This is a genomic window from Nocardioides panzhihuensis (assembly GCF_013408335.1).
GTDB classification, from domain to species: Bacteria; Actinomycetota; Actinomycetes; order Propionibacteriales; family Nocardioidaceae; genus Nocardioides; species Nocardioides panzhihuensis.
This window is the reverse complement of record NZ_JACBZR010000001.1, coordinates 572,038-589,941: the sequence shown is the minus strand read 5'-3', so window position 1 is coordinate 589,941 and position 17,904 is coordinate 572,038. Positions and strand designations below refer to the sequence as shown.

Sequence of the window (17,904 nt, the reverse complement as noted above, 5' to 3'; positions counted from 1 at the left end):
AAGGTTCGTTCGTCATGGTAGGGCGCGAGCTTTGCACCTGTGTGCCGTTTGACAATGTGCAGGGCTCGGGAATGTCGACCCTTCAACGACCAGCTTGATCTTCAACCCCAGGCCGATCCCGCGGACGGTACTGTCGCTAGCAACAGAGCCTGTCGACGTCTCCCTCTGCCGGGGGTTGCCGACAATTGCCGAGTTGCGAAACCGCAGTTCACGGCCGTCCTTCCATCGCTATCTGATCCTCGGCACGCATGCTACGAAGGTCCGTAGAACGGTCCGCCCACTTGGGCGGTCCGAGCGTCATTTCAGGGCTGTGTGACGAGGTGTGACGGGCGGTGACGAAGGGCGTGCACGGCGGGATCAAGTTCTATCGCGGCGCAGCAGCCGCGGCCCGTTCCTATGTCGAGGCTGACCGCTCGCGAGCCGATGACTACTACCTTGCCGAGGGGTCTGGGGTGGCGTCCAGGTACGTCGCCGACATCGACGGATATGGCGAACCGGTGGTCCGGGCGGCAGCGAGCATGGATGGGGAAACCTATGAGTCCTGGGTGGCCGGGTACGACGTCGAGACCGGCCGCCCGAAGGGCGGTTGCGGAAGGATGAGCAGGCGTTGCGGTTCGTCGAAGTTGTCGTGAACGGGCCGAAGTCGTGGTCGCTCGCTGCTGCTGAGCATCCAGAGATCGCTCGGGTCTACGAGGCCGCGCAGGAGCGGGCCGCGCGGGAGGTGATCGACTGGCTGGCGCGGCACTCGACCACGCGGGTGGGGCCGCGGGGTCGGCAGGTGCAGGTCCCGGTCGAGCAGATCGAGGTCGCGCTGATCAGGCACTACACCTCCCGTGCTGGCGATCCCCACCGGCACCTGCATCTTCAGTTCAACGCGCGCGTGTCCGCTGCTGGCAAGTGGCGCGGCCTGCACTCGGTCGGAACCGTCGACAGCATCGAGGCGATCAACGGGATCGGGCACGCTGCGGTTGCCTGCGATCCGGAGATGAGGCGCACGCTGGCGGCATTCGGCTACACGCTGGACGCCGACGGGGATATCCGGGAACTGAAGGCATACGCGAGCGGATTCAGTCATCGATCGGCTCAGATCGTACGCAACCTCGACCGCTACGAAGCCGAGTGGCGCCACCAGCACCCCGGGCAGAGCCCAGGTCCGGCGCTGCGGCGGGGCTGGGGCCGCCGGGCTTGGGCCGAGGGCCGGCCGGACAAGGACGTACCAGTCGACGGCGCAGCCATGGTCTCCAGGTGGCACGAGGAGCTCCACGACCTCGGCTTCACTCCGCCCAACGCCGCAACCGCCATGGGTGGGACGCCGATCGCACGGCTAGATCGTCAGGTGGTCGTCGACCTTGTCCTGTGCCGTCTCGGCGCACGGAGATCTGCGTGGAACGCGGCCGATGTCCGCGGCGAAGTGGAGAAGATCATCGCCTCGGCCGGAATCGTCGCCGAAGGCACTGTGCGCCGAGAACTGGCCGAAGACCTCACCGGCCGAGCCGTCGCCGCCAGCAAGCCTGTGCTGAACCGCGGCGACGTACCTGTGCACGTACGCTCACTCACCTCACAGCGGGTCGTCGCGGTCGAGGACGCCTTGGTCTCACGGCTCTCTGCACGGGCCTCGCACCGCGGCGATCCGCTGCCGATCCGCCCCGTCCGCGGCGGGAGCGGGCTCGACCCGGCCCAACGCCAAGTGGTGGCGACTATCGCCGGGACAGCACGGCTCGTCGTGGTCGAGGGAGCCGCCGGCGCGGGCAAAACGACCACGCTGGCTGCGGCCGAGCACCTGCTGGGGCGACGTGGCCGACGGATGCTCGTGGTGACGCCAACATTGAAGGGGGCACAGGTAGCGTCCCGGGAGATCGGGACATCAGCCAGCACCGCCCATTGGCTGGCACGCCAGCACGGGTTCCGCTGGGACGACGATGGCCACTGGGACCGCCGCCTTCCTCACCGACTCGCGCCCGCCGCGCCTTTGCGCCCTGGGGACGTCCTGCTCGTGGACGAGGCCGGGATGCTCGACCAAGACACCGCCCTGGCGTTGCTGACGATCGCCGATGAACACCGCTTACGCCTGGTTCTCATGGGCGATCGCCACCAGCTCCCCGCGGTCGGCCGCGGCGGCGTCCTCGACCACGCCACCCGCTGGGCACACCCGAACAACACCCTCGAACTCTCCACAGTGCACCGGTTCACCGACAAGACCTACGCCGCGCTGACCCTGCACATGCGCACCGGCCAGAACCCAGGTGACGTGTTCGACGAGCTGGCGGCACGCGGCGTCATCGTCCTGCATCCCTCTCCCGTCGAGCGAACCGCTGCCATGGCCGAGATCGCCGCATCCGGGACCGCGATGGTCATGGCCGACACCCGGGAACAGGTCACAGACCTCAACGCGGCCGCACGCGAGCGGGCCACGGCGAGGGCCGCTGCGAACGGTGTCCTAACTAGCCGGGGCGAGGCGATCACAGCCGGGGACCGGGTGACCACCCGCCGCAACCGCCGCGACCTCGGCGTCGCCAACCGGGACACCTGGACCGTCACCGGGATCGACCCCGACGGCGGACTGCGGCTCAACGGACGAGCCCGCCGAACGCGAGTACCGGCGACCTACGTGCACGACCATATCGAGCTCGCCTACGCGACCACGGTCCACGGCGCCCAGGGCGAGACCGTCGACCAGGCACACGTCGCAATCGACGAGACCACTGGCGCAGCCGCGGCGTACGTCGCCATGACCCGCGGTCGCCATAGCAACCTCGCTCATCTGGTCGCTGACAACCTCGAGGACGCGCGACGACAATGGATCGACGTGTTCAGCCGCGACCGCGCCGACCTCGGACCCGCCCATGCCGCACAACGCGCGTCCGCCGACATCAACACCTACGGACCACAGCCCACACGCCGCCCGGCGAGACTGCTCTCCCACGGGGAGCAACCCCGGATACGACGCCCACAGAAGACGTACGCCCAACGTCCCAGCCCATCCCCCAGCTCACCGAGCCATGAAATCGGCCTCTGATCAACGCCACGAAAGTAAAACTGGGAGTACATGAGGGAGCATCCCCCTGACCTGCGGAAACACTGAGATCCCCCAAACGTACCCCCTCGGATCCCCCGCCCAGGGGGTACGAAAGCGGATACCTCCCCCACTCATCCTGGAAGGCATGAGCCCGAACTCGAAAAGCCTGACGCCGATCTCGGTCCCGCGAGAGTGGGAGGACGACGCCCTCCTCACCTTCGAACAGTTCTGCACCCTGATCCAGACACCACCACGCACCGTCCGCGACTGGAAGCGACGCAAGGTCGGCGTGCGATGGAGACGCCTGGGAAAGACCGGCCGCATCTACACAACAGTCGCCGAGGTGCGCCGGTTCGTGTACGGCGGGTGACCGCCCGACGCGCAGGAAAGGTTCGGCGATGACCAAGCGATCTGACCGACTCGTCGCATCCTCCTGGGATGACGACCCGCGCCATGTGTTCCTAGACGCACACGACGTGATGGAGCGATATGGCTGGGGCAAGACCAGGGGCTACCAGAACCTCAAGGATCGAACAATGGTGCCGCCACCTGTGCTCGTCCACCCCCGCCGCTGGCGCCTCGACCAGCTCCTGGCTTGGGAGGAGCGCCGCATGGCCGCCGCCGAAGCCGCGCTGGACACGACGCCCGAGGGCGAGCCCGCATTTGACGCCATCGCCGCTCTGCTCCCCCGCCCCAAGCGCCGACGGTCTGCCTAGCCGATCCTCGCGCGGAGCATCTCCAAATGACACGATCATGCTTCACCCCAATGTGCCAATGGCACTCCCGCGACCGGGGACCGCAGCACCTGCACCTGTTCGACGCCAAGACCGCCCAGGTAGAGCGTCTTGAGATCCGGACCTCCGAAGGCGACGCTGGCGAGGTTGGACACCCGAGACCCGCGACTGCGCGAGATGTCATCCCACGTCAGACGCCCCTCGACGTGGGCCGACGCGAGACGGTCGAGCTCCGCGCGATCGACGTCCTCGAACAGAGTCGTCCATGTCAGGTCAGGTGCGACACGGAGGAGGCGGTTAGAGAGGACGCAGATGACCCAGAGCGCACCCTCAGCATCGAACGCCATGCCGTCGGGAAAGGTGCCTCTTGGGTAGTTGAGATGGACGCGGTTGCTCAGCGAGCCGTCTCGTCCCAGATCGAATCGCGTGGTGCGGCAGGCGAATGTCTCGTTGACGAACAAGAACGAACCGTCGGGCGAGATCCGCATCTCGTTCGTCCAGTTCAACCCGTCAGCCGCAAGGGTGACATTACCGTCTCTCACCAGGAGGATCTGCCCGGAGTCCTCCTCTGCCGTGAAGTGCTCATGGTGGCGTGCCAGCGAGCTGATGGTGATCCACACCTTGTCGCCGTCCACCAGCACGAAGTTGGTGCGCGGAATTGGGCGGCCCGCGATCTCTATTGCGAAGGGGTGGACGGCTCCCTGGCGGTCGACCCGCCAGACGCCACCCGCTCTGCCCATGTTGGCGAAGAGAAAGTCACCGTCCGCGGTCAGGGCGATCCCATTCGGCCGGAAGCCCTGCGCAATCAGATCCGACTCGACGGCAGGGCCGGTCGTCCCGTCGGGCGAGATCCGCGCGATGCCGAGAGTCCAGTCACCGGTGTAGAGCGATCCGTCCGGTGCAGCCAGAACGCACTCCGGGCGATTCAGGCCGGTGCCGACCTGCGTCAGATCCGCCGCCTCGAACGGCTTGATCGGGGTCAGCCCCATGTGTCTCCTCCTGATTCCGCCGAGCGTTGCGCTCGATCAAAGTGCTAGGTAACCGCCATCGACGGGGATCGTGACTCCCGTGACGTAGGACGACATGTCGGACGCGAGGAAAACGGCCGGACCGGCGATTTCATCGGTCTCGCCTACCCGCCCCAGCGGCACCCGCTGGAGGAACTTGGCGTTGCCATCGCCTGTGACTGTCATCAGGCCGCTCTTCATGCGGCCCGGCGCCAGACCGTTGACGCGACCACCGGTCGGGCCGAGAGTCCGAGCAAAGTACTGGACGAGCGACCGTACGCCCGCCTTGGTGGCACCGTAGGCGGCGCTGGACCTCGGTGCGGTGAACCCCGCGATCGACGAGAGGAAGATGACGCTCGCACCCGGGTGCTTCAGCGCTGGCAGCATCGACACCGTGACGTCCCAATGCCCGGTGAGATTGATGTTGACGATCTCATCCCACCTCTCCGCCTGGTCGGGGTCTTCGGGCCGGCTCCGCGGCGAGATGCCGGCGTTGTTCACCAGCACATCGATCGCGCCGTACTGCTCCACCAAGTGCGCACCGAAGGCCATCACGGCCTCGCGGTCGCCGATGTCCAACGTCTCGGCGGCGGCCGAGCCACCGGCTGCCGTGATCTTCCCGACGACGTCTTCGGCGGGTTCGGCGTGGCGGTCGACCACTAGGACATGCGCCCCTTCTGCTGCCAGGGCGGTGGCAATGGCCGACCCCAAGCCACTTCCGCCTCCGGTCACCACTGCCGTCTTGCCGGGCAGACGAGTCATTGCCTTGCTCCTTCGCTAGATTTCATCGTGGTCGCTTCGCGCGCGCTGGCCTCGCCTCGTTGGGCGATCCGCGGCCGCTCAGCATCACGACATGACGTAGCCCTTGTAGTTGTTCTCGCGTACGTCATTGCAGTACGCCTGGAACCTGGGGTTGCCACCGACGAACAGCAGCACCTCGCGCTTGTCGCGACCCGGGATGTTCTGGTTGACCCCCGTGAACCACGAGTTGGTCTGGCCCAACAGCAGCTTCCCCTGCAGCTTGGTGGCGTAGAGCGTAAAACTCTCGGCCGCGGCGAGCTCGGGCTCGATGCGCTGGACTCCAGCTTCCTTGGCCTGGATCATCATGTCGCTCAGCCAGTCGATGGCCATGGCCGAACAGCGCGGGATGTTGCAGAAGGTGGCGCCGCTCTGCGGCCCGACCAGCATGAAGAAGTTGGGGAAACCGGGAGTCTGCATGCCCATGTAGGTCGTGAGGCCCTTGTCCCACTCTTCCTTCAGCGCGACACCGTCGACGCCGCGGATGTCGATGCGGTTCCATGATCCCTTGACCGCGTCGAAGCCAGTGGCGTAGATGATGACATCGAGCTCGTGCAGGCCGTCGGAGGTCTCGATGCCCTCGGGCGTGATGCAGGTGATCGACGTCGCGTGAAGATCGACGAGCGAGACGTTCTCCTGGTTGTAGACCTCGTAGTAGCCGGTCTCGAGCGGGACCCGCTTCATCCCGAAGCCGTGGTCCTTGGGGATCAGCGACTCGGCGGTCTGGGGATCCTTGACCCGCTCACGGATCTTCTGCGCGACGAATTCCGACACGTACTTGTTCGCGTCGGGGTCCGACAGCACGTCCTGGTATGCCCCTAGCCACAGGGAGAATCCCGGCCCCTCGTAGAGTTCTTCGAGCGTGGCGTCGCGCTCCTCCTTCGGCACGTCGAAGAGATTCTTCTGAATGAACTCGTGCGGGAAGCCGGCGAGCGACGCGTCGCACTTCGCGGTGAACTCTTGGTAGTTGGACTTGATGTAGTCCATGCGCTCTTGCGTCATGCGACCGTTGCCCAGAGGCGTGCACCAGTTCGGGTCGCGCAAGAACACTGTCAGGTGTCCAGCGACCTTCGCCATCTCCTGGATAGTCTGCACGCCGGTCGACCCCACCCCGATGACGCCGACGCGCTTACCCGAGAAGTCCAGCTTTGCAGGGCCGAACCCGTTGGGGTCGCGAGGCCAGTTCGCCGTGTGGTAGCTCTCGCCCTTGAAGGTGTTGATGCCAGGAAGATTGGGCATCTGCGGCGTCGACAGGGGGCCGAGTGCCGAGAAGACGAAGCGCGCGGTGAGAGGCGCCCGGTACGGCTGCTGGAACCCGATCGTGTAGAAGTTGTTCTTCTCGTCGAAGACGGCCTTGTTGACCTTGGCGTCGAAGATGTAGTCCTTGCGGATGTCCATGATCTCGGCCGCGCGGTGGATGTACCGCAGAACCTCGGGCTGGGCTGCGAAGCGCTCTGACCAGTTCCACTCCTGCATGAGCTGGTCATTCCAGAAGTAGCCGTACACCTCGCTCTCGGAGTCGATGCGGCACCCCGGGTAGCGGTTGTGGTGCCAGACCCCACCGATGTCGTCTGACCCTTCGACCCCTAGCACTCGGTAGCCCATCTCCCGCAGGCGATAGGCCTGGTAAAGGCCACTGATACCGGCGCCGATCACCACAGCGTCAAAATCGGGTTCTTTCGTCATCTCAGTGTTCCTCTCATCGGCCCGTCGCGAACTGAGGCCCGTCCTGCGTCGATCTCGCCCTGTGGCGCAGGCAGTCCGGATACATCGCGGACGAATTCGGCTGGCAGCAGTTCCAACTACCTTACAAACGATTGTTTGTTTCTACTTTCGCATGCCCCCGCCTGCTCGTCAACCGTCCAATCAGGCGCATCCTTGGACCCTTCAGCTACGCCCCACTGCCCCGCAGTCGGACTGGGTTCCCGACAGGCCCGGCTGGACCACCAGACCATTCCTTCAGGTTCACACGGGCAACTGCTGCAATGGACGACCACCGTTCGAGGCGACAGCGCTGCCGCCGGACCGGACGGTACGCAAGTGCTCCGCGCGCTCGAGATCTCTTCAGTCTGCGAGGGACATCGCGGTTGGGCGAGGCACAGCAACCGCCCGTCCCCACTTTCTGACGACTGCGCGCCAACCGGACAAAGCCGGTTGGCGCACAGAATTCGGTTGAGTCGACTACTCCTCGATGAGGATGGCTCTCTCAGGGCACACCTTCGCGCCGTACCGAGCCGCCTCTTCCAGGCCCGGCGGCACCTCGATGCTGCCGCCGCGGTGCAGGTTGTAGCCGTTGTCATCCACCTCAAAGGGCTCACCGGCCATCACGACGCATCGGCCGTGCCCCGTACAACCCTGTTGGCCGCCATCGAAGCCGAGTTTGATGTGGGCTTTCACGCCGCTCTCCTTCCAGTATGAAGATCGCCTGATGACTACCAGGCGAGGTTGAGCGACCGGATGGAGCGAAGCTGGCCAGTCATGTACACCGGCTCCTCGACCACTCGCCACTCCGGCACTCGCTTGAGCCACTCCTCGAAGGTCGCTCGAAGCTCGAGTCTCGCGAGGTTCGACCCGATGCACCGGTGGATGCCAACCCCGAAGGCGGAGTGCAGCACGCTCTCCCTGCTGATGTCGATCGTCTTCGGGTCCTCGACAACAGCGGGGTCACGCGAGGCTCCGGCGTACATCATCAGGATGAAGTCGCCTTCGGACAGCATGCGTCCGCCGATCTCGACATCCTTGGTGCACGTCCGGCCCAGCGCGACCACCGGAGCGAAGACCCGCGCGAACTCCTCGATCGCCCGGGGCACGTAGGTCTCCGGGTCATCGATCAGCAACTGGCGAGCCTTGGGGTTCTCGGCCAGCCAGTTGATCGCGGAGGCCATCACGTACGTCGTAGTCGCGATGCCTCCGAAGGTCATGTCGACCAGCACGGAAACGCGGTCCTCCCAGGGCGACATCGTGCCGTCTTCGTACTCCACGCCGGCCGCGATCATGTCGACCATGTCGCCCCGCGGGGGCTCTTCCGACCGCTTCTTGAGGTACTCGCCGAGGTACTCGAAAACGAAACCGAACTTCGCGCCGCGCTCCTCGAGGTCAGGCGAGAACGTGCCCTGCTCGACGCCGTCGACCAGCTTGTCGAGGTCCTCGACGGGCACACCGAGGACGTTTTTGAAGAATGCCCAGCCCGGGAGAACCGCGGCGAACTCGCTGACGAACTCGCACTTGCCGTTGTCGATGAAGCGGTCGATGAGAGTGTTCGCATCGGCGCGGATCTGATCCTCGTAGTCGTTCACGACGCCCGGCCCCATGAACGGGTTCAGCGACTGCCGCCACGCCGTGTGCAGGGGCGGGTCGGACTCCTCGGGGTAGAGGAACGGAACGCCCTCGGGGCGGTTCGGCATGTACCCACTGGCAGCCGAGAAGGTTCGCCAGTTCTGCCCCACCTCCTTCACCAGCGAGTTCTGCGCGACGATGTAGTAGCCATCGCCCACCTTGCTGTGCGCGACCGGACACTTCTCTACGAGGTCGTCGATGATCTCGAAGTGCTTCTCGTTGAAGGCGGGGTCGTCCAGGTCGAAGTCGTTGTAGATGTCGCGACCGTACTTCTTGATCGCCTCATCGATGTCGGCCTGGGTGGGCGCCGTGTACGTCGCCTTGTCGGATGTGGATTCCATGGCGGATTCTTCCTCTCGGATGTGATGGGATGGCGGTTGGTGATCTAGAGGAGCGTGTAGCCGCCGTCAATGAGGTGGTCAGCCCCCGTGATGAACGCGGACTCGTCGCTGGCCAGGAAGGTGGCCAGGCTCGCAACCTCACTCGGGTCCGCGATTCGGCCGACCGGGTTGCGCTCGATGATGGCGTTGATCATGTCGGCCGGAAGGTGCGAAGTGATGGCGGTCTGGATGGTGCCCGGGCTGATCGCGTTGACCCTGATGCCCTGGGCCGCGTACTCCGCGGCGGCAGTCTTCGTCAGCATGATGACGCCGCCCTTGGCCGCGCAGTAGCTCGACATGTTCGGGAAGGCGACCGTTGCCGCCATGGAGGCCGTGTTGATGATCGAGCCGCCACCGGTCTTGAGCATCTCTGGGATGGCGTAGCGAATTCCGAGGAAGACGCCGCGCAGATTGATCGCCTGCACCTGGTCCCACGCCTCCTCGGACATCTCGCCTACCGGGTGCAGCTCCCCGTCAATTCCGGCATTGTTGTAGAGAACGTCGAGGCGGCCATACGTTTCCACCGCGCCGGCGATCATCGACTTGACGCTGTCGCCCTTGGTGACGTCCACCTCGATCGAGAGCGCACCGTCACCAAGTTCCTTGGCGATCACGTCCTGCGCTCCTGATATGTCAGCCAGGACGACCTTCGCGCCCTCCTCGTGGAATCGTCGTGCAGTTGCAGCTCCGATGCCCGAACCCGCTCCGGTGACGATCGCCACCTTGTCCTTAAGTCGTCCCATGAACGTGTCTCCCATCTGGTTGTGTCACGGGCCGGTCGCACGTGACGAACGATCACTTGTTTTTTCGGATGCCGATGAATGCCAGGCCCATCAGGCTGCGGGCTCAGCCATCCTCGGATGACCTAGTGAGTACTACTGGGCAGTCAGACCCGCGTCGATGACCTGCTCGGTTCCCGACACATAGGAGGAAGCCTCCGAAGCTAGCCACACCACAAGCTGCGCGACCTCGTCAGGATCAGCCATCCTTCCGAGCGGAATCTGCGAGACGATGCCGCCACCTTCCTCATCCGTGGCAGCAGCCATCATCGGCGTCTTGATGTAGCCAGGATGGACGGAATTGGCGCGGATGTTGTCCTTGCCGTACTGCGCCGCCACATGCTTGGTCATGCCACGCGAAGCGAACTTGCTTCCGACGTAGGCGAGGTTGGGCGCGCCGACGATCGACACGAGTCCAGCAACGGAGGACACGTTGACGATCGAGCCACCCCCAGCCTTCTGCATGAACGGAATGACGGCCTTCATTCCGTAGAACTGCGAGTACTGGTTGACCAGGCAGACTGTATGGAAATCCTCCTCGCTGATCTCCACCGTTTCGGCGATGGGGCCGAGAATCCCCGCATTATTGACCAGCACGGTTACGTTACCGAACTCGCTCGACGCAGTCTGAACGAGCGTCCGCCAGTCCTCAACGGACGTGACATCGGCCTTCACGAAGACAACCCGCTCGCCAAGCTCCTTCGCGATGCGCCGACCTTCATCCTCGTTGATGTCGGCCATGACCACCCGTGCGCCCTCAGCGACGAAGCGACGCACGTGAGCCTCACCCATCCCCTGCGCGGCGCCTGTGATGATGGCGACTTTGCCGTCCAACTGGCCCATGACTCTCCCTCTCTGGAGGCGGGTATCCGATCCATGACTAGAAAACAATCACTTGTTTGACCGTACTTGACCGTCTTCGGCCTCGTCAACGATCTCGACCAAGTGAATAACAAACAGTTGTTCGCTGCGCGTCCATGTCAACCAGCATTGGGCCGCGCGAGGCTCAGCGCGCCAGGGACACCAACTGCTTTGACGATGCGAATGGCGACAGGAGACACAGAGCCCCGCCCGGAAGTTCAGCGGGTCTTTTGCGTCGCCTGAGCGGACCGAGCAGGTGATCCCGCCCCGGGGAACTCAGCTGTAGGCTGCTCGACCCGAGCCGAGCACTCCCAGTCAGAGAGCGTTACCGATCCGAGCCGGAACGTCCCACCACAACGTAGAGCGCGGTTCACTATCGATCGAAGGTGCGCTCGATACGGCCTACGCCCTGATCACGCGTTGAGGCGTGAAGCGGCCAGCATCTCCTCGACACTGACGAACTTGACCCGCGACCGACCTGCCTCCCGCCCACGAGCCTTTTCGGCTTCATCGATCCTTCGCCATGTCGCGTAGTCGACAACCTCCGGCTGGCGGGCAAGGACGAGCTGGCGAATGTCCCCGGCAGCGTGTGGTGGCTCGGAGAGTGCGCCTGCCCGATGATCATCAAGCAAGGCGCCGACAGTCTCGCGCGCGTCGATCTTGTTCGTGCCGATCACTCCGGTGGCACCTCGCTTGATCCACCCCGAGCAGTAGAGCCCCGTTATCGGATGGCCCGGATCCCCCTCGTACACACGACCACCCTCGTTGGGGATGATCCCGGTCCTTTCATCAAACGGCAGTTGGCGTGACACACGGGTGCCCCTGTAGCCGATCGCGCGAAGGAAGAGCCCGGTGTCGACAGTTTCGAGTTCCTCGCGCTCGCCGTCGAGTCGCGCGAACGTGACGGATCGTACGTTCGCATCGCCGTTGATCGACAGTGGCGTCAATCCGAACCTCAGCACGATGCGGCGACGGCCAGCGATCGGGGCACGCTGCAGGGCCGCAACCAGGATGGCATCACGCGGGTCGGCAGGGTCCAGCTCATGGTGGATGTCACGTCCGCAGGCAATCAGGTCGACGCCATCGAGCCGCGCGAGAGCAGCAAGCTCGCCGGTGCTGTATGCCGCGTGCTCTGGCCCTCGTCGAGCGACGATAACGACTTCTTCGACAGCACTGCGCGCGAGCGCTTCGAGGGCATGGTCCGCCATGTCCGTCTTCGAGAAGGCGTCGATCGGCTGAGTCAGCGCACGAGCAACATCGAGAGCGACGTTCCCGTTTCCCATGATGAGCGCCGTTCGCCCGGTCAGGTCGAAGGCGTCGCGGGCATGATCGGGGTGGCCGTTGTACCAAGCCACGAACTGACGCGCCGAGAAGGATCCCGGCAGGCCTTCACCAGGGATCACGAGCTCCCGATCCCCTCCAGCGCCGGCAGCCCACAGAACTGCATGATGATGCTGAAGCAGCTCGTCGATCGACACGTGCCGCCCGACCTCGACATTGAAATAGCAGGTCACGTTCGGTCTGGAGAGAGCGCGCCCGAACAGCTTGGTGATCCCCTTGGTCCGCGCGTGGTCTGGCGCTACCCCCGCACGCACCAGGCCGAACGGGGTAGGCAGCTTCTCGAATACCGAGACCTGAACGCCTTTGATCTCACTGAGGGCGTCCACGGCGTAGCAAGCAGCTGGGCCCGCGCCCACCACAGCCACACTCAGCGTCGGGCGGTCCTCCGGAAGCTTCGGGCGCCGTGCGACAGGCGCCGCGGACTCGACGATCGCGTTCTTCTCAAAGTACTGGGCATTGATCGCCACGAGGTCGCCATACTCGCTCGGCAGGTCGTAGTCGGGGTGTACCGCGTCGATCGGACACTCGTCCATGCATGCCTGGCAGTCGATACACGTAGCCGGATCGATGTAAAGCTGCTCGGCGGTGGTGAAGTCCGGGTCGCCAGGCCGAGGCCGGATGCACTGAACGGGGCACACGGCCACACACGATGCATCGAGACAGCATCCTGGTGTGATGACGAAGGTCATGGAGTGCCTCCGAGTTCGTTGTTGTGTGATGCCAGACACAGGGAATCAATCAACCAGGGCCCTTGTCAAGCAAACGTTCGTTTCGTTACCTGAGTACTTCCGAGCACCCCGCCGATGCCCCGCCCATGCATGAGTGTCATCACACCTGCCCGAGCCGCGAGAAGAAGTGCCCAATGAGCACCACCTCCAAGCTCTTCCACTTGACCAGGCCGCGCACTGAAGGTAGAAACAAACAACTGATTGTTTCTACGAGGCGAGGTTCCCATGGCCATCCATCCAGAACGCATCGTCATCGTTGGCGGAGGCGTCACTGCCGCACGCACTGCTCAGGCCGTCCGGGATCTGGACGCGAACAGTGCGATCATGGTCCTGTCTGAGGAGCGAATTGCCCCATACGACAGGCCGCCGTTGTCGAAGGAGGCACTTCTCACCGATCCGGCTCCCGCCCCCACCACGCTGCTCTCCGTCGATGACGCCGCCGCAAGCGACATCGAACTGCGCATGGGCCATCGTGTCGTCGGCCTAGACACAAAGGCGCGCCTTCTCGATGTCGACGGCCAAGCGGAGCCGGTGCCCTTCGACAAGCTGGTCGTTGCGACAGGCACCCGAGCAAGATCCCTTCCCGTCCTTCGTGGCCTTCCTCGAGTGTGCCACCTGCGCACCGCGGACGACGCAGCCCGCGTCCGAAGCGCGCTCAAGTCCGGAGAGCCGCTCGTCCTTGTCGGAGGTGGCTTCATCGGACTCGAAGTCGCTGCTGCCGCCCGCAAGCGCGGAGTCGACGTTACGGTCGTCGAGGTGACACCTCTCCCGCTTGGCGGCGTCTTGGGCGATGAGATGGCCGGCAGTTTGCAGCAATGGCACCGCGACCGTGGGGTCCGATTCCGCTGCGGCGTCTCCATCGAGTACGCAGTCGACCGCGGCACCTACACCGAGATGGGCCTAAGTGACGGCACCTCGCTCAACGCGGGGTGTGTCTTGGTCGGGGTTGGAGTCGATCGTGAGCTCGACTGGATCGCTCGCGCAGGTATCAAGACGCATGTCGGCGTGGTGTGCGATCACGATGGGCGAACGAACGTTCCCGAGGTCTTCGCCACCGGTGACATCGCTTGCCTTCACGATCGTGACGGCTGTCGACCGGCCTCGCACTGGACCGCCGCCGTTGACTCGGCCCAGCGGGTCGCTCGCCGAATCGTCGGACTCGACCAGGATCCCGAATCCGACGAAGAGTACTTCTGGTCGTATCAAGGCGACCTGCGACTGATGTCGGTGGGCCATCGTTCATCTTCAGCGAAACTACACCTGGTTTCCGGTGACCTCGGTGCTGGGAAGTTCGCCGTGGAGTGGCGCGAGGGTGACGAGGTCATTGGCGCCGTAGCCGCGAACAGCGCGGGCGACTTCCTGCGCAGCCGGATGGCGCTCCGTCGGAACCAAGAGCCTATTCCGCGCTAGCGGGAGGTCTGGGCGTCGCCAATTGGTGTCAGCGCCCGCGCACACCCTTCAACATGGCGTCCGCGAGGTCGCTCGCGACCTCATCGACAGTTCGGGGGCCGTCCGCAGACAGCCAACCGGGGGTCCAGTTGAGTGACCCGAGAACGCTGAGGACCGCAATGCGCACGTCGATGCCGGGCGCAAAGGTGCCGTCCTCAACTCCTGCACGGACGACGTCGGTGAAGAGTTGCTCGTACTCCTTGCGCCGGCGACGCACAGTGGTTTGGGCTGCCTCGCTCAAGTACCGCCATTGATGGAAGACGATCAGAGTCTGTTCTGGGTGACGCGCGACGACTTCGCTGTGGGCGTTGACCATAGCCCGGAGTCGGCCTTCGGGAGTCCCGTTGGCGGCCGCCACCTCGCTGACAGCGTCGATGAACTCGCCGATTCCAGTCTCGACGATTTCGAGCAGAAGCGCTTCCTTGCTGCGGATGTGCGTGTACAAACTACCGGACAAGACCCCCACGGCATTCGCGATGTCCCGCATCGACGTAGCGGGGTAGCTCTTCTCACCGAAGAGTTGCGTTGCAGCGCTAACAATCGCTGCATGCGGAGTGGTGTTCGCAGATTTGGTCGTGATCTTGACCAAGACCAGCCCGCCTCTCATGATCCCTCGTGCCAGGCCCGGTCGCACCTGGGCCCCAACCCATCCTAGGCCCTAGCGCCAGGACTCCTTGACAGGATCACCTCGCTCGACGCGACAAGCAGTCTCTTCAGGTCTGTCACTTTCCTCAATGAGCCAGCATCGTCCGACCGGATTAGGAGCGACGAGCGAGGTCGAGGAAATCTTCGCGGGTCCTGCAACTCGCGAGGTCCGTTCGTCATCCGCGTCCCGCAAAGGTGATTTGTTTCTAGCTAGAAACTGCACGACCCAAGACCAGCATGATCCAGGAATCACGCGACAAGGATGGGATCACATGACAGAGCGTCGTATCCGCAAGGTCGACTACGTCGGCATCGCAGTGCACGATATGACTGAGGCTGTCCAGCTGTTTCAGGACGCACTCGGCAGCCCTTCCTCAACGGCGGGGACAACGACGCAACTGGCATCCGCCCGGCACACTTCGCGTTTCCGAGCTTCAAGATCGAACTCATGTAGCCGTTTCGCCCAAGCTCACTGCTGGCCGAGACCTTGCGCCGAGCGGGGACCAGGCTCCCGTCATCTGACGTTCACGGTCGATGACGTGCTCTAGACCGTTCATCACTTGGTAATGCCGAGGGCTCCCGACGACTGCATGGCGTCACGACGTGAGCCCGCGCGCAGATTCTAGGGTCGCAAGGCCAAGCTACGGTTGCATGTTCGGCAGTCGCACTTCCCTGGCACCACGCCAAGAGGTGAAGAAGCCATACCGAGTACCCCTTGACCGGAACACGCCAGGGGATGTAGAAACAAACAACCGATTGTTTCTGCGCCGCGACACGGCGCTACGACGAAGGGAAGGTCGGACGTGGACGGCGTCAATCTGCCAGCGGAACCCGATGAGGCACGGGCGGAACTCGAGCGCCAGTGGGGCCCGTGGCAGCCGCGGACTACCGCCCAGGCTCTCGACCACGTCGCGCGTCTACACCCCGATCGCCCCTTCGTGGTCAACGACGACCAGGTCCTGACATACGCTCAGACCGCAGCGCGCTCGGTCAGACTGGCCGCCGGCCTTCACGCCGCTGGCGTGCGCTCCGGCGACCACGTGGCGGTCATCTTGGCAAACTTCGCGGAGACGATCCTGCTCAAGTTTGCCGTCGCCCGCCTGGGAGCCGTTTCAGTCTCGATCAACTTCCTGTTGCGTGGCGACGACCTGCGTTACGTTCTGCGACAATCGCATAGCAAGATCCTGATCACCATGGACCAGTTCCGAGATCTGGATTACCTCGCTGAGCTGGACGACCTCACCCCCGGCTGGGAGGGTCCGCCCTGCGATGAACTCCCCGACCTCGAGCGCGTCTTCGTGTTCCCCACCGGCGACGGCACGCGCAGCGGCCCGTCGTCCCTGGAGGATCTCATCGCCCTCGGCTCGGAGATCAGCGGCGAGGAGGTGCTCGAGTTAACGTCGAATGTCGACCCGGAATCGACGTCGGACCTGCTCTACACATCTGGGACGACCGGCCGCTCCAAGGGAGTGATGCTTCATCACGACGCCGTTGTGCGAACTGCGTACGCCAGCGCTTATACGCGGGCTCTCTGGGATCGCTACCGCATCCTTCACGCACTGCCGATCTACCATGTCTTCGGGTACGTCGAGGCGACTATCGGAGTGCTCTTCGTCGGCGGCTCAGTCGTTCCGCATACCGTGTTCGACTCGGACAAGATGCTGACCGCTGTCGAGCGCCACCAGCCTGACGAGATCATGTGCGTGCCTGCGATGACCCTCGGGCTGCTCGAACAGGCCGCCCAGAAGCACTACGACCTTTCGTCCCTCTCCACCCTGTTCTCGTCGGGTGCGGCGCACGCCCCGGAAATGTGGACCTCGATGACCGAGCGGTTCGGCGTCAGTCGCCTGTTTACGGCGTATGGCCAGACAGAGACGACAGCATCGACTATGTGCACCCATCCCGGGGACCCGTTGGATCGGCTTCACCGCTCGAACGGCACCATCAAACCTGCGGGGGCCGCCGGAGATCCCACCCTCGGTGGCGTCTTGGCTGTCTACAAAGCCGTCGACCCCATCACTCGGGAGGAGGTCCCACGCGGCGAGGTGGGCGAACTACTCGCCCGCGGTCCAGGCATGACGCGCGGCTACTTCGACAAGCCCGAAGAGACCGCAGCACTGTTCACGGAGGACGGCTGGCTTCGAACCGGCGACCTCGGACGCATCGACAAGAACGGCTACCTGGCCCTAACCGGCCGGCAGAAGGAGTCCTATCGCTTCGGTGGCGAGCTGGTGCAGCCCGGAGACGTGGAACGTGTCCTGTTGGAGCACCCGGGCGTCGCGGAAGCGTACGTGATGGGCGTCCCACACCCACGGTTCGGCGAGGTCGGTTGCGCGTGCGTCGTTCCGGCCGCCGCGTACGCCGTCGAGGAGGCAGACCTCATCGAGTTCTGCCGCGATCGGCTTGCCCGGTTCAAGGTGCCTGCACGTGTCCTGTTCATGCGATCTGAGGATCTCCCTCGAACAGTCACCGGGAAGGTACAGAAGTTCAGGATGACAGACCAAGTCACAGCTCTCGTTGAGTGCACGACTCCAGGAGCGCCGGAGACGCCTTGACGGAAAGACGCAATGTTCGGTCACCACAAGGGGGCAGCGAGAGTTGCGGCCCCACCGGCGCCCCAACTCTCGGTCCTTCTCAACCCAGGTTCGGATACGCCAGAGCCAATCTCGTGCGCCGGCACAGCACGTGATGCTGACCTCATCGACGACACCATTACCCCTGCGAGGCGCCGTCACTGCGGGTCTAAGCGGGTGCGAACCTGGCGGCTCCACCGGGCGACCAGGAAACCTCGGCAGATAGATAGCGGTTGCCTGTCAGATGGCCGAGGCAA

The 17,904-nt window shown here is 64.2% G+C and carries 15 protein-coding genes; 6 read left to right on the top strand and 9 right to left on the bottom strand.

All coding sequences use genetic code 11. The features are described 5' to 3' along the window. Positions 1-332 precede the first annotated feature (332 nt). From BJ988_RS30265 to BJ988_RS02585, 4 genes are all read left to right on the top strand, one after another. Complete coding sequence (locus BJ988_RS30265) at positions 333-632, top strand: hypothetical protein (protein ID WP_246321391.1); 300 nt, start codon at positions 333-335, stop codon at positions 630-632. Next, positions 608-3,016, top strand: coding sequence for a MobF family relaxase (mobF, locus tag BJ988_RS02595; RefSeq protein ID WP_246321390.1), 2,409 nt, complete (start codon positions 608-610; stop codon positions 3,014-3,016). The genes BJ988_RS30265 and mobF overlap by 25 nt, the downstream gene beginning before the upstream one ends. Positions 3,017-3,161: 145 nt before the next feature. After that, a complete protein-coding gene (locus tag BJ988_RS02590; RefSeq protein WP_179656545.1) occupies positions 3,162-3,386 on the top strand; it encodes a hypothetical protein in 225 nt (74 codons plus the stop codon). A 28-nt stretch (positions 3,387-3,414) separates the two neighbouring features. Further along, the gene (locus BJ988_RS02585; RefSeq protein WP_179656544.1) at positions 3,415-3,732 is read left to right on the top strand and encodes a hypothetical protein; all 318 of its coding nucleotides are present in this window, start codon (positions 3,415-3,417) and stop codon (positions 3,730-3,732) included. A 35-nt stretch (positions 3,733-3,767) separates the two neighbouring features. Here BJ988_RS02585 and BJ988_RS02580 read toward each other — a convergent pair whose 3' ends face one another. From BJ988_RS02580 to BJ988_RS02545, 8 genes are all read right to left on the bottom strand, one after another. Continuing rightward, entirely contained in the window at positions 3,768-4,739 is a 972-nt protein-coding gene (locus tag BJ988_RS02580; RefSeq protein WP_179656543.1) for an SMP-30/gluconolactonase/LRE family protein, read from the bottom strand. 36 nt (positions 4,740-4,775) lie between these two features. Further along, positions 4,776-5,519 (bottom strand): SDR family NAD(P)-dependent oxidoreductase, encoded by a 744-nt coding sequence (locus BJ988_RS02575; RefSeq protein ID WP_179656542.1) that lies wholly within the window; start codon positions 5,517-5,519, stop codon positions 4,776-4,778. Positions 5,520-5,603: 84 nt separating this feature from the next. Next, positions 5,604-7,241, bottom strand: a complete 1,638-nt coding sequence (locus tag BJ988_RS02570; RefSeq protein WP_179656541.1) for a flavin-containing monooxygenase — start codon at positions 7,239-7,241, stop codon at positions 5,604-5,606. A 495-nt stretch (positions 7,242-7,736) separates the two neighbouring features. Then, a complete protein-coding gene (locus BJ988_RS30850) occupies positions 7,737-7,952 on the bottom strand; it encodes a ferredoxin (RefSeq protein WP_343051422.1) in 216 nt (71 codons plus the stop codon). 35 nt (positions 7,953-7,987) lie between these two features. After that, on the bottom strand, positions 7,988-9,232 hold the full coding sequence (locus BJ988_RS02560; protein ID WP_179656540.1) for a cytochrome P450: 1,245 nt from the start codon (positions 9,230-9,232) through the stop codon (positions 7,988-7,990). A 44-nt stretch (positions 9,233-9,276) separates the two neighbouring features. Further along, positions 9,277-10,014: an SDR family NAD(P)-dependent oxidoreductase gene (locus BJ988_RS02555; RefSeq protein WP_179656539.1), complete on the bottom strand. Its 738-nt coding sequence runs from the start codon at positions 10,012-10,014 to the stop codon at positions 9,277-9,279. 132 nt (positions 10,015-10,146) lie between these two features. Next, on the bottom strand, positions 10,147-10,893 hold the full coding sequence (locus BJ988_RS02550; protein WP_179656538.1) for a glucose 1-dehydrogenase: 747 nt from the start codon (positions 10,891-10,893) through the stop codon (positions 10,147-10,149). Positions 10,894-11,324: 431 nt separating this feature from the next. After that, positions 11,325-12,941 carry a 4Fe-4S dicluster domain-containing protein gene (locus BJ988_RS02545; protein ID WP_179656537.1) on the bottom strand — a complete coding sequence of 539 codons (1,617 nt, stop codon included), beginning with the start codon at positions 12,939-12,941 and terminating at the stop codon, positions 11,325-11,327. Positions 12,942-13,205: 264 nt separating this feature from the next. On the opposite strand from BJ988_RS02545, the gene BJ988_RS02540 reads away from it, so the two are divergent. Then, on the top strand, positions 13,206-14,390 hold the full coding sequence (locus BJ988_RS02540; RefSeq protein ID WP_179656536.1) for an NAD(P)/FAD-dependent oxidoreductase: 1,185 nt from the start codon (positions 13,206-13,208) through the stop codon (positions 14,388-14,390). 28 nt (positions 14,391-14,418) lie between these two features. Here the strand turns inward: BJ988_RS02540 and BJ988_RS02535 are convergent, their stop codons facing one another. Then, positions 14,419-15,018, bottom strand: a complete 600-nt coding sequence (locus BJ988_RS02535; protein WP_218860550.1) for a TetR/AcrR family transcriptional regulator — start codon at positions 15,016-15,018, stop codon at positions 14,419-14,421. Between the two features lie 859 nt (positions 15,019-15,877). Between BJ988_RS02535 and BJ988_RS02530 the strand changes: the two genes are divergently transcribed. Beyond that, complete coding sequence (locus tag BJ988_RS02530; protein ID WP_179656534.1) at positions 15,878-17,629, top strand: AMP-binding protein; 1,752 nt, start codon at positions 15,878-15,880, stop codon at positions 17,627-17,629. The last annotated feature ends 275 nt before the right edge of the window (positions 17,630-17,904 follow it).

Coding starts and splice junctions, on each gene's coding strand:
- BJ988_RS02590 (WP_179656545.1), top strand. CDS start 3,162: ATGAGCCCGAACTCGAAAAGCCTGACGCCGATCTCGGTCCCGCGAGAG.
- BJ988_RS02585 (WP_179656544.1), top strand. CDS start 3,415: ATGACCAAGCGATCTGACCGACTCGTCGCATCCTCCTGGGATGACGAC.
- BJ988_RS02580 (WP_179656543.1), bottom strand. CDS start 4,739: ATGGGGCTGACCCCGATCAAGCCGTTCGAGGCGGCGGATCTGACGCAG.
- BJ988_RS02575 (WP_179656542.1), bottom strand. CDS start 5,519: ATGACTCGTCTGCCCGGCAAGACGGCAGTGGTGACCGGAGGCGGAAGT.
- BJ988_RS02570 (WP_179656541.1), bottom strand. CDS start 7,241: ATGACGAAAGAACCCGATTTTGACGCTGTGGTGATCGGCGCCGGTATC.
- BJ988_RS02560 (WP_179656540.1), bottom strand. CDS start 9,232: ATGGAATCCACATCCGACAAGGCGACGTACACGGCGCCCACCCAGGCC.
- BJ988_RS02555 (WP_179656539.1), bottom strand. CDS start 10,014: ATGGGACGACTTAAGGACAAGGTGGCGATCGTCACCGGAGCGGGTTCG.
- BJ988_RS02550 (WP_179656538.1), bottom strand. CDS start 10,893: ATGGGCCAGTTGGACGGCAAAGTCGCCATCATCACAGGCGCCGCGCAG.
- BJ988_RS02545 (WP_179656537.1), bottom strand. CDS start 12,941: ATGACCTTCGTCATCACACCAGGATGCTGTCTCGATGCATCGTGTGTG.
- BJ988_RS02540 (WP_179656536.1), top strand. CDS start 13,206: ATGGCCATCCATCCAGAACGCATCGTCATCGTTGGCGGAGGCGTCACT.